The sequence below is a fragment of the Lysinibacillus sp. RS10 genome (assembly GCF_041956855.1).
Taxonomy (GTDB): Bacteria; Bacillota; Bacilli; order Bacillales_A; family Planococcaceae; genus Lysinibacillus; species Lysinibacillus xylanilyticus_A.
This window is the reverse complement of record NZ_CP167122.1, coordinates 4,308,859-4,321,108: the sequence shown is the minus strand read 5'-3', so window position 1 is coordinate 4,321,108 and position 12,250 is coordinate 4,308,859. Positions and strand designations below refer to the sequence as shown.

The following is a 12,250-nucleotide window of genomic DNA, read 5'->3' as shown; positions in this document are numbered from 1 at the left end:
CTAGTCACTTGATTAAAAAACAAAAGGTGGTGAAATACCAGTGGTAAACTTACGCGAAATAAAAGGTCGTATTACTTCAACAAAGAGTACGAAACAAATTACAAAAGCGATGCAGATGGTTTCTTCTTCAAAGTTACGTCGTGCAGAGCAAAACGCTAAAGCGTACGTTCCTTACATGGAAAAAATCCAGGATGTAGTAGGCGCGATCGCTTCAGGAACAAAAGACAGTGGACATCCAATGTTAACTGCTCGTCCTGTTAAGAAAACAGCTTACTTAGTCATTGGTTCTGACCGTGGTCTTGCAGGTGCTTACAACTCAAGTATCCTACGCCAAGTACAACGTACAATTGACGAGCGTCATAAATCAAAAGACGAATACGTTATTTTAGCGGTAGGTCGTGTTGTTCGTGACTACTTTGTGAAACGTGATCATACTGTCATCAGCGATGTTGTCGGTCTTCCGGACCAACCATCATTTGCTGATATTAAAGAAGTCGCTCGTAAAGCTGTTGGTATGTTCACTGATGGTACGTATGATGAACTTTATATGTACTACAATCACTTTGTCAGCGCAATTGCTAGCGAAGTGACAGAGAAAAAACTTCTTCCATTAACGGATCTTGCACCTGCTAGCAGTAATGCTTCTTACGAATTTGAGCCATCTGGTGAAGCAATTCTTGAAGTGTTACTTCCACAATACGCGGAAAGCTTAGTTTACGGCGCATTATTAGATGGAAAAGCAAGTGAACATGCTTCTCGTATGACGGCTATGAAAAATGCAACTGATAATGCATCTGATCTTATTTCAGACCTTTCATTGCAATATAACCGTGCGCGTCAAGCGGCGATTACACAAGAAATTACAGAAATCGTTGGTGGAGCTGCAGCCTTAGAATAGGCCCAGCTTCCCAATGTCGTATAAGAATACGATAGGAGGATACACAGTAATGAATAAAGGACATGTTATTCAAGTAATGGGTCCAGTTGTTGACGTAAAATTTAGCAATGGCCAATTACCAGCAATCTATAACTCACTGACAGTTAAGATTGAACGTCCTAATGAAGAACCAACAATTCTTGCATTAGAAGTTGCTCTTCATTTAGGTGATGATTCTGTTCGTACAATTGCAATGTCATCTACTGATGGCTTACAACGTGGAGCAGAAGTAACAGACTCAGGAAAAGCTATCTCAGTACCAGTTGGTGAAGTTACTTTAGGTCGTGTATTCAACGTACTTGGAGAAGTAATCGACTTAGGTGAAGAGATTCCAGCTGACGTTCGTCGTGATTCAATTCACCGCGAAGCACCATCTTTCGATGAACTTTCAACTACAGTTGAAATTCTTGAAACAGGTATCAAAGTAGTAGACTTATTAGCACCATATATCAAAGGTGGTAAAATCGGTCTCTTCGGTGGTGCCGGTGTAGGTAAAACAGTATTAATCCAAGAATTAATCAATAACATCGCACAAGAGCACTCAGGTATCTCTGTATTTGCTGGTGTAGGTGAGCGTACTCGTGAAGGGAACGACTTATTCTTCGAGATGAGCGATTCAGGCGTTATCAAGCAAACAGCGATGGTATTCGGTCAAATGAACGAACCACCTGGTGCACGTATGCGTGTAGCTTTAACTGGTCTTACAATGGCAGAATACTTCCGTGATGAGCAAGGTGCTGACGTACTTTTATTCATCGACAATATCTTCCGTTTCACACAAGCAGGTTCTGAGGTTTCTGCCCTATTAGGTCGTATGCCTTCTGCGGTAGGTTACCAACCAACACTTGCAACTGAAATGGGTAAATTACAAGAACGTATCACATCTACAAACAAAGGTTCTGTAACTTCTATTCAAGCGATTTATGTACCAGCCGATGACTATACTGACCCGGCGCCGGCTACAACTTTCGCCCACTTAGATGCTACTACTAACCTTGAGCGTAAATTATCAGAAATGGGTATCTACCCTGCGGTTGACCCATTAGCTTCGACTTCTCGTGCTTTATCACCAGAAATCGTAGGCGCTGAGCACTACGCAATCGCTACTGGTGTACAACGTACAATCCAACGTTACCGTGAATTACAAGATATCATTGCTATCTTAGGTATGGATGAGTTATCTGATGAAGATAAACAAACAGTAGAACGTGCTCGTCGTATTCAATTCTTCTTATCTCAAAACTTCCACGTTGCGGAACAATTCACTGGTCAAAAAGGTTCTTATGTACCTGTTAAAGAAACTGTTCGCTCATTCAAGGAAATCCTTGATGGCAAATGGGATCACCTACCAGAAGATGCTTTCCGTTTAGTTGGTTCAATTGATGAAGTAGTTGAAAAAGCGAAAAGCATGGGCGTAGAGGTTTAATACTAGGGACGAGGAGGAAAAAATATGAAGACAGTTCTAGTCAATATTGTCACTCCCGACGGCCCAGTATACGATTCTGAAGTATCAATGGTAATTGCTAAAACAACTTCAGGAGAAATCGGTGTTCTTGCAGGCCATATTCCTATGGTCGCTCCACTTGCAATTGGTGCAGTGAAGCTTAAAAAAGAAGACGGTTCGACTGAAATGGTTGCTTTAAGCGGTGGTTTCATTGAAGTGCGTCCTGAAAAAATCTCAATTTTAGCTCCGTCTGCTGAAATTGCTGAAAGCATCGATGTTAAACGTGCTAAAGAAGCCGTTAAACGTGCTGAAGGACGTATCCAAAGTAAACAAGACAACATTGATTTCAAACGTGCTGACCTAGCATTAAAACGTGCGTTGAATCGTATCAACGTTCATGAGGGTAATATCTAATTCAAATTTTAACGGGCAGATTCAATATCTGTCCGTTTTTTAACTTTATTCCAAATGCAGCCTTTTGAGAGTGCTGCTAGAGAAATGAATATGGAGGAACCAACATGGAAATGTATGAGGCCATAGGACAAGAAGCTTTAATAGGAATTTTATCGCATATATTTTTTATCGCTATTACTTTTTACGCGCTACAAGCTTTTATGCTAGAAAAGCTCTTCAAGAAGAATAAAGTATTTCAAGTTCAGTTAATTTATATTTTGTTAAGTATTGCGATAGGATCGGCCGTTTCAAATTTCTTTCTCCAAATATCAAACTGGTCAGGAAAACTTCCATATTTATTTTAATAGCCCCTTATACCTATTTTTTGATGGAAACTACATATTTCACAGGACTTTATAATATCATTATGTGGTCCTTTGAAATATGTAAATATTAGTGTTAAGAAAACCTATAGATTTTTGTTTTTGTTCATAAATCTTTGGGTAAGTATTAGTAATTAATGCTTTTCTTCCATGTTATTGGTCATTCACAAAAAAAAAAATTATGCGTACAATAAATAAATAGCAAAATATCAATAAATGTCTTAAAATAGTGATTTGGATGCTTGAACGAGCGTAAGAAAAGTTGTACTATAGAGTTGTTTGTTTACTGATTATGACATTATACTTCTTGTTAAAATAAAAATATGATAGGTTAATAGATTGAATTCGGAGGGACATAAGGTGGAAAAAATAATAGTGACTGGCGGCAAAAAGCTACAGGGAAAAGTACGTGTAGAGGGCGCAAAAAATGCAGTGTTACCAATCCTAGCGGCGGCTTTACTTGCTTCTGAAGGAGAAAATGTAATTAAAGAAGTCCCTAACTTAGCAGATGTCTTTACTATAAATGAAGTACTTAAAAGTCTAAACGCGGCGGTTACATATATACCGGAAGACAATACAGTATATATAGATACAACAAAAGAACTTTCTAGTGAAGCTCAGTTTGAATTTGTCAGTAAAATGCGTGCATCGATTTTAGTGATGGGTTCTTTACTTGCTCGAAATGGCTATGCTCGTGTTGCTTTACCAGGGGGCTGTGCAATCGGTTCTCGCCCAATTGAGTTACATTTAAAGGGCTTTGAGGCTATGGGAGCAAAAATCTCCTTTGGTCATGGGTATGTAGAAGCGAAGGCAGAAGGACGTTTAAAAGGCGCCAATGTGTATTTGGACTTCCCTAGCGTTGGGGCAACAGAAAATATTATGACAGCTGCAGCTTTAGCACAAGGAACAACTGTAATTGAAAACGCAGCGAAAGAGCCTGAAATTGTAGATCTTGCAAACTTTATTAATAATATGGGTGGCCGTGTCATCGGTGCAGGTACGAATACGATTCGTATCGAAGGTGTCGATACATTGTATGGGACAGAACATCATATTATTCCTGACCGTATTGAAGCTGGCACATTTATGGTTGCAGCAGCAATTACAAAAGGCGATGTAACGATTGAAAACGCTGTTCCTGAGCATATGACAGCATTAATTGCAAAGATGCGTGAAATGGGTGTAGAAATTATTGAACTAGATGAAGGCATCCGTGTACGTGTTTCTAATACATTAAAAGCTGTCGATATTAAAACAATGCCACATCCAGGATTCCCAACAGACATGCAATCCCAAATGATGGCCTTGATGTTAACTGCAGAAGGTACGAGTATAATTACGGAAACGGTTTTTGAAAATCGTTTTATGCATGTTGAGGAGTTCCGTCGCATGAATGCCAGTGCTAAAATAGAAGGACGTTCTGTGTTTATCGAAGGGCCTGTAGATCTTCAGGGTGCTGAAGTGATGGCGACAGATTTACGAGCGGCGGCTGCACTAATTTTAGCAGGTCTTGTATCAGAAGGTGTGACTAGAGTTACAAAACTTCATCACTTAGATCGTGGTTACGTTGATTTCCACGGCAAACTGGCTGCTCTTGGCGCAAATATTGAACGTGTACCAGTTGAAGATGTAATCATCAATGAGGAATCAGTTGTTGAATTACCAACAAACTAAATAGATGTCAAAACCCTTTGCTTAAGTTCAAGCAGAGGGTTTTTTCCTTTGTAGTTTAAACCATGCTGGCAAATTGACGCAGTTATAGGAAGAAGCATGATCATTAGATGGAAAGAGGACTAAAAGCATCTCAAAGGTGATAATGGAAGGTATTTCTACACAATTTAGTTCCTATTTAGCGTTTTAAAACGTACGCCATGTTATAAGTTGATTGGAGTGGAGGCTGGGTGACTCCTTGGGGATTAGCGATAGAGGAACGAAGGCTAAAACCATCACGTCCTGTGATAACGCCTTCGTGACCAACATCCTGTCGCTGACGCTACGTTTGCACTACGCTTTCGCACAGAAAACATTTGTTGCCCCGAGACCCTGCTGCGAAGCGAAGCGGCTCATCGGACGCCCCCAGGAAAGCGCCCAGCCGGAACGGAAATCAACCTCACGTTATGGTGAAATGCCATTTTTAGATAGCCCGCTCTAATCATGTTTTCCTATGCGTATTGAAGCGTACTTCGCCAACGTCCTCATATTTTGAAGATTTCTAGCATAGTATTCCTTATGAAAAAATGGATAATGAGTATAAGCATAATTAGTTTGATTGGAGCATTATATATGCTTCCTGTGGCATTAGGTGAGAGACATACGGTTGAGGATTTACCTTCAATGACAACAACAGAAAAGGCTTGTGAAATATTTATAGAAGTGGAGGGGCAACAGGAGAAAATCCCTTTAGAAACGTATGTGACTGGTGTAGTTGCTGCAGAAATGCCCGTTTCGTTTAAAAAAGAAGCTTTAAAAGCGCAGGCAATTGCAGCAAGAACATACGCATTGAAATCGACAAATTACGGTAAAATAGCCATCGCTCCTACAGTAGCTAGACAAGTTTTTTACAATAAGGAGCAAAGAAAAGCGAATTGGACTAGCAATTTCCCGGGGAATGAAAAGAAAATTGTCGAGGCCATTAACGAAACGAAAGGACAAGTTCTTCTATATAATAATGAATTAATTACGGCAATGTTTCACTCTACTAGCAACGGTAAAACAGAGAGTGCCCACGGTTATAGCGGTAATGATCTACCATATTTACAAAGTGTTGCAAGTATATCTGATCAATCATCACCAAAGTTTTCAGCTATAAAGGAATGGACATTAAAGGAATGGAATGCACTGTGGCCTGTTAAATGGCACGCAAGTGATTTCAACCGTGTACAGTTATTTATAAATGATTCCGGACGTGTTGAGCGCATGCAGCTAGGCAAGAATGTGTGGTCAGGTCGAGAAGTTCGAACACTTTTACAAATACCATCAACGGATTTTAAAATCTCATATAATGCCGCTACAGGAAATGTACAGGTTAGCACGGAAGGATACGGGCATGGAGTAGGAATGAGTCAATACGGAGCAGAGGCTATGGCCAGTAATGGGAAAACTGCTGCCGAAATTTTACACTATTATTATCAAGATATTGAAATAAAATCGATAGATGCATGTTTAAAATAACTTTTAGTTGTTCACACTGCAACTAGAGGTGATGAAAATGAGAGAGGATAAAAATAGTAAAACTTCTCAAGATCAAAATGAAAAAGTTCAAGTACAGAAAAAACCATGGTTTTGGCCAGCAGTTTACGGAGGTGGCGCTCTAATGCTAGCAGGAATGCTATTTGGTTACAATAGTCTCGTATCGAAAGTAGAAGAGGCTCCGTCATCAGAAGTAGCAGAAGTAGATTCAGGTCCTGTAGTTGAAACAAATGCACGTACAGAAACTATGAAGTACCCATTCAAGGAAGCAGATTTAAGTAAAGTCCAAGTTTCACAAGAGTTTTATGAAGTAGAGGCTAATGCAGAGTCACGTGAAAAAGCACTAATGGTATTTAATCAAACATTTACGACATCTTCCGGTATTTCGCTTTCTATGAATGGTGAAGAATTTGAAGTGCTTGCTGCTATGAGTGGTAAAGTACTAGAAGTAAAACTAGATGCATTTACGGGCAATAAAATTGTTATTGAGCATGCAGATGGTAAGCAAACACAGTATAGCTCTGTAAAGGACATTGCTGTGAAAGAAGGCGATGAGGTAACACAAGGTCAAGCGCTTGGAAAAGCGACTGACAATGAGTGGAACCAAGCAGCTGGCATTCACTTGCATTTTGAAGTACTAGATAACGGAAAATATATTAATCCGAAACAATTACTAGCCTTTGAAAATAAGTAGATCCTTAATACTGTATTTTAAAGTGAAAAATAAATACTAAAAAATGCATAAAAAATCAGTATTTTATCGTGAAAATGTAAAATGTGTTCTGAATAGCTTTGTCCTCACATAAGGTGAAGAAATGCGCAGACGTGCATCTGATGCCAACGCCATTTTGTGAAATTGTGTGGAAAGGACGAAGAACGTGCACGAGCACATTCGGAAGCGCTGCATACGCCTCGGTGAATTATTGATTGAGACGCGTGAAACTGTGCGTGTCCTCGCGAAAATGACAGGTTATTCAAAAAGTACGGTGCACAAAGATTTAACAGAGCGATTGCCAACAATTCATGAAGGATTAGCTGAGCAAGTGAAAGAAATTCTCGCCTATCATAAGGCCGTACGTCATATTCGTGGAGGAGAGGCAACGAAAAACAAGTGGAAAGAAAGAACGAGTCAATAATGATTCGTTCTTTTTTTGTGTGCGCCCGGCATGCGTATGAACTATAGGGTGCAAGTCCCGAACCTCGAAGACAGAAGTAGAGGTTAGCCAAGAGCAAGGGTGTCCGTGGCGACGCGGAATCTGAAGGAAGCTGGAGGCAAAACACCGGTCCGAGGAACACAAATCTCATATAAGGCTAGGTATGATTGGATGAGTGTGCACAACAACACAAAGTCCTTTCTGTCGAAGGTCATATCGAGTAAATGAGGCGGATAGATGGTGTGAAAGTGCATACGCTTACCCGGGGAGGTCTGATGGAAACGCAAAGTACACTTTGTAACCTACTTAGCGATAGGTAGCTGAACCATCAGAAGTCAGCAGAGGTCATAGTACCATTCACTTCTAGAATGAATGGAAAGGACCGAACAATTCGGAGAGAATAGCCCTTGGCATGCAGTTTTCTATGATAAACACAGAAAATCCAGAAGGACCGACTTAATGGAGGTAATGGTGAATCCCATGAGGGACATTGAGCGGGTGCAGTAGAAACTGTTATAAGAAGACAAGCTATTCACGGAGGAGTCGAACGAGATGTTAATGAATCAAATTTTATCACGAGAGAATCTGCTTCTCGCACTCAAACGGGTGGAACGAAACAAAGGGAGTCATGGAGTAGACAAAATGCCCGTAAAATTCCTACGACAGCATGTAGTCGAAAACTGGCTAACGATTAAGAAGCAAATTCTTGAGGGAACCTACCAACCACAACCAGTTCGCAGAATCGAAATCCCGAAACCTGACGGCGGTGTGCGACTATTAGGAATCCCAACCGTGACAGACCGACTCATTCAACAGGCAATTGCCCAAGTGCTATCCAACCTATACGACCCGAACTTCTCGAATCATAGTTACGGATTTCGACCAAAACGAAGTGCTCACGATGCAATCCGAGAAGCCAAAGGCTATATAAAAGAAGGATATCGCTGGGTAGTAGATATGGACTTAGAGAAATTCTTCGACAAAGTAAACCATGACCGTCTAATGAGTACATTAGCGAAGAAAATTTCTGATAAACCTCTACTCAAGCTGATTCGTAGATACTTGCAATCGGGTGTCATGATAAATGGTGTCGTTTATGATACAGATGAAGGAACACCCCAAGGGGGTCCACTGAGTCCACTTCTCTCAAACATTGTGCTGGATGAATTAGACAAAGAATTAGAGAAACGTGGTCATAAATTTGTCCGTTACGCCGATGACTGCAATATTTATGTGAAAACAAAACGAGCAGGAGAACGAGTGATGGCAAGTATCAAAACCTTTATTGAGAAGACGCTGCGATTGAAAATAAATGAGAAGAAATCCGCAGTGGCTCGTCCTTGGCAACGTAAATTCCTAGGATTTAGCTTTACCTCCCGCAAAGAACCACAAGTTCGAATTGCGAAAGAGAGCATAAAGCGAATGAAGAACAAAATTCGGGAATTAACAGCTAGAAAGAAGCCATTTCCAATGGAGTACCGAATTCAACAATTGAATCAATACTTAATTGGGTGGTGTGGCTACTTTTCATTAGCGGATACGAAATCAATATTTGAATCACTGGATGGATGGATTAGAAGAAGACTTCGCATGTGTTTATGGAAGAATTGGAAGAAGCCTCGTACGAAAGTGCGCAACCTTATTCGCTTAGGAGTTCCAGACTGGAAGGCTTACGAATGGGGCAATACTCGCAAGAGTTACTGGCGTATTTCGAAAAGTCCAATATTACACAGAACCCTTGGTAACTCTTATTGGAGTAACCAAGGGCTCAAAAGTCTGCAAGCTCGTTATGAAATCTTGCGTTATTCATCTTAATTGAACCGCCGTATACGGATCCGTACGTACGGTGGTTGGAGAGGTCGGGAGTTAGTCACTCCCTCCTACTCGATTTGCCCAGGGAGGTTGAGACAAAACCTCATTTTTCTGCAGTGAAAGTGGAGCGGAGCGCAACGGCAGCGACAAAAATCTTTAATGAGCTGCAGTTTTGAGATTTGTCGAGAACTTTTGATTGTTTATCGACCAACTTTATCGATTTATCAACCAACTATTTTAATTTATCGACCAACTTTATCGATTTATCAACCAACTATTTTAATTTATCGACCAACTTTATCGATTTATCAACCAACTATTTTAATTTATCAACCAACTTTTGAAAAATATCGACATCTACCTTCATGCAACACTCTCTGACCGCACTGATCATTTACGTCGCTTATGACAGAAGTATATTTTTTTACGCAAAATTTAAAAACTCAACACCAAAAAACGCGAGAAATCAACGTTCTAAATTGATTTATCTTGCTTTTTAAGGTTTTGACCAGTTTTGTCCCAGCCACTTTCATTTTCTACATATTTTTAAAACGGATACAATGTATATAAGTTGATTGGAGTGGAGGCTGGGCGACTCCTTGGGGATTAGCGGTAGAGGAACGAAGGCTAAGAGCATCACATCCTGTGATAACGCCTTCGTGACCTACATCGTGCTGCTGCCGCTACGTTAGCACTACGCTTTCGCGCAAAAAACATCTGTAGGCCCGAGACCCTGCAGCGAAGCGGATGTTTTCTGTGCGAAAGCGTAGCGACAGCAACAACAACAACAAAAGCGGCTCATAGGACGCCCCCAGGAAGCTTTGCTCTGCGCGAAAGCGCCCAGCCGGAACGGAAATCAACCTCACGTTATTGTGATGAGCCAAAACAAATTAGATACCATATAAAAGATTGCTAAAACGATTTCTTCTTTTCTATGACTGTTCATATAATTGAAACAAAACCGTTTCATTCACTAAAATTAGGTGAAATTACCAATGAAATATGATAAAATATTCTAGATAAACAGATAAAATGAACGTTATGTAGTTGGAACTGGCGGGAAGGAGAAATTATAAAATGTTTTCGAAAGATATTGGCATTGACTTAGGAACTGCGAACGTATTAATACACGTTAAAGGCAAAGGAATCGTCTTAAATGAACCATCAGTAGTGGCGATTGATAAAAAAACTAATAAAGTATTAGCGGTAGGGGAAGAGGCTCGCCAAATGGTAGGGCGTACGCCAGGAAATATAACTGCAATTCGTCCATTACGAGATGGTGTTATTGCGGATTTTGATGTTACAGAAGCTATGCTAAGACATTTCATCAATAAATTAGATGTAAAAGGATTTTTAGCGAAACCACGTATTTTAATTTGCTGTCCTACAAACATTACTAGTGTTGAGCAAAAAGCTATTCGCGAAGCTGCAGAAAAATCAGGTGGAAAAAAAGTATACTTAGAAGAAGAACCAAAAGTTGCAGCAATTGGTGCAGGCATGGATATATTCCAACCTAGTGGTAATATGGTAGTCGATATTGGCGGTGGAACAACAGATGTAGCAGTTCTATCAATGGGTGATATTGTAACGAGCGAATCCATTAAGGTTGCAGGAGACGTTTTTGATAATGATATTTTACAATATATTAAAAAACAATATAAATTGCTAATTGGTGAACGTACTGCAGAAGCAATAAAAATCACAATTGGTACAGTCTTTAAGGGCGCGAGAAACGATTCAATGGATATTCGTGGTCGTGACATGGTGACAGGTCTACCACGTACAATAGAAATTCACTCTGAGGAGATTGAACGTGCATTACATGAATCGGTTGCTATGATTGTCCAATCTGCAAAAAATGTTTTAGAAAAAACGCCACCAGAGTTATCAGCTGATATAATTGATCGTGGGGTAATTATTACTGGCGGTGGTGCATTACTACATGGAATGGACCAGCTATTAATAGAAGAGTTAAAGGTACCTGTGTTCATTGCAGAGCACCCTATGGATTGTGTAGCAATTGGTACAGGCATTATGCTTGAAAATATTGATCGAGTGCCCGCATCCTTATAAAAATTTAAGAGGTGATTCCTTTGTTTAAAGGATTTTATACAGTTGCAACTGGAATGATTGCACAACAAAGAAGAACAGAGCTACTAACTAATAACTTATCAAATGCGAATACACCAGGGTTTAAGGCAGACCAATCAACAATTCGTTCATTTCCTGATATGCTCATGTCAAGCGTAGGAAAAACGAATGCACCTGCCAATCAACAAGCAGGCTCTCAATATATGAGTCAAGTTGGAGCATTAAATACAGGGATTTATATGCAAGAAACATTGCCCAACTACATACAAGGCCAAATCTACAATACTGATTTCACGACAGATATGGCTTTGATTGATGGAAACTTACCACAAAATGATGATGGCGTCACGGGATCTATTTTCTTCCGTTTAGCACATCCAGATGGTGGCGAGGCATATACACGCAACGGGAATTTTACTTTAGATGGTCAAGGCTATTTAGTAAATCCACAAGGACTGTATGTGTTATCAGACAGAGGTCAACGCATCCAGCTACCGAATGATGATTTCCGCCTAGATGAGAACGGAGCAATTTATGTTAATGATCAGCAAGTAGCACGTGTTGGCGTATCATTTGCGACGAATCCGAACACGCTACGTAAACAGGATAATGGCTTAATTCGAACAGCAAACGGTGAAGACTTACCGACAGCTTACGGAGCGAATGGCGTATCCTTTACATTGCGTCAAAATTATCTAGAAGGCTCAAACGTAGATTCTAGTCGCACAATGACAGATTTAATGACAGCATATCGTGCTTTCGAAGCTAACCAAAAAGTGTTACAGGCTTATGATCGTAGCATGGAAAAGGCTGTCAACGAAATCGGTAAAGTATAATAGGCGAACAG

At 40.2% G+C, this 12,250-nt stretch carries 13 protein-coding genes; all 13 read left to right on the top strand.

The annotated features are described in order from the left end of the window. The first annotated feature begins 40 nt into the window (after window positions 1-40). The 13 genes from atpG to ACB089_RS21665 all read left to right on the top strand — a co-directional run bounded on the left by atpG (window position 41) and on the right by ACB089_RS21665 (window position 12,239). On the top strand, window positions 41-898 hold the full coding sequence (gene atpG, locus ACB089_RS21725) for an ATP synthase F1 subunit gamma (RefSeq protein WP_374963886.1): 858 nt from the start codon (window positions 41-43) through the stop codon (window positions 896-898). 49 nt (window positions 899-947) lie between these two features. Beyond that, on the top strand, window positions 948-2,363 hold the full coding sequence (gene atpD / locus ACB089_RS21720) for a F0F1 ATP synthase subunit beta (protein WP_374963885.1): 1,416 nt from the start codon (window positions 948-950) through the stop codon (window positions 2,361-2,363). A gap of 24 nt (window positions 2,364-2,387) precedes the next feature. Further along, window positions 2,388-2,795, top strand: coding sequence for a F0F1 ATP synthase subunit epsilon (locus tag ACB089_RS21715; protein WP_368636181.1), 408 nt, complete (start codon window positions 2,388-2,390; stop codon window positions 2,793-2,795). Window positions 2,796-2,899: 104 nt separating this feature from the next. Then, on the top strand, window positions 2,900-3,139 hold the full coding sequence (locus ACB089_RS21710) for a DUF1146 family protein (protein ID WP_368636182.1): 240 nt from the start codon (window positions 2,900-2,902) through the stop codon (window positions 3,137-3,139). A gap of 378 nt (window positions 3,140-3,517) precedes the next feature. Continuing rightward, complete coding sequence (murA, locus tag ACB089_RS21705) at window positions 3,518-4,831, top strand: UDP-N-acetylglucosamine 1-carboxyvinyltransferase (RefSeq protein ID WP_374963884.1); 1,314 nt, start codon at window positions 3,518-3,520, stop codon at window positions 4,829-4,831. 235 nt (window positions 4,832-5,066) lie between these two features. Then, window positions 5,067-5,309: a hypothetical protein gene (locus ACB089_RS21700; protein ID WP_374963883.1), complete on the top strand. Its 243-nt coding sequence runs from the start codon at window positions 5,067-5,069 to the stop codon at window positions 5,307-5,309. Between the two features lie 131 nt (window positions 5,310-5,440). Then, window positions 5,441-6,328, top strand: coding sequence for a stage II sporulation protein D (gene spoIID / locus ACB089_RS21695; protein ID WP_374963882.1), 888 nt, complete (start codon window positions 5,441-5,443; stop codon window positions 6,326-6,328). Window positions 6,329-6,365: 37 nt separating this feature from the next. Continuing rightward, window positions 6,366-7,040, top strand: a complete 675-nt coding sequence (locus ACB089_RS21690; protein ID WP_374963881.1) for a peptidoglycan DD-metalloendopeptidase family protein — start codon at window positions 6,366-6,368, stop codon at window positions 7,038-7,040. Between the two features lie 184 nt (window positions 7,041-7,224). Continuing rightward, on the top strand, window positions 7,225-7,482 hold the full coding sequence (locus ACB089_RS21685; RefSeq protein ID WP_374963880.1) for a sporulation transcriptional regulator SpoIIID: 258 nt from the start codon (window positions 7,225-7,227) through the stop codon (window positions 7,480-7,482). 570 nt (window positions 7,483-8,052) lie between these two features. After that, a complete protein-coding gene (ltrA, locus tag ACB089_RS21680; protein WP_374963429.1) occupies window positions 8,053-9,315 on the top strand; it encodes a group II intron reverse transcriptase/maturase in 1,263 nt (420 codons plus the stop codon). A 189-nt stretch (window positions 9,316-9,504) separates the two neighbouring features. Then, entirely contained in the window at window positions 9,505-9,693 is a 189-nt protein-coding gene (locus ACB089_RS21675; protein WP_374963879.1) for a hypothetical protein, read from the top strand. A gap of 696 nt (window positions 9,694-10,389) precedes the next feature. Further along, complete coding sequence (locus tag ACB089_RS21670) at window positions 10,390-11,385, top strand: rod shape-determining protein (RefSeq protein WP_374963878.1); 996 nt, start codon at window positions 10,390-10,392, stop codon at window positions 11,383-11,385. Window positions 11,386-11,405: 20 nt separating this feature from the next. After that, on the top strand, window positions 11,406-12,239 hold the full coding sequence (locus tag ACB089_RS21665; RefSeq protein WP_374963877.1) for a flagellar hook-basal body protein: 834 nt from the start codon (window positions 11,406-11,408) through the stop codon (window positions 12,237-12,239). The last annotated feature ends 11 nt before the right edge of the window (window positions 12,240-12,250 follow it).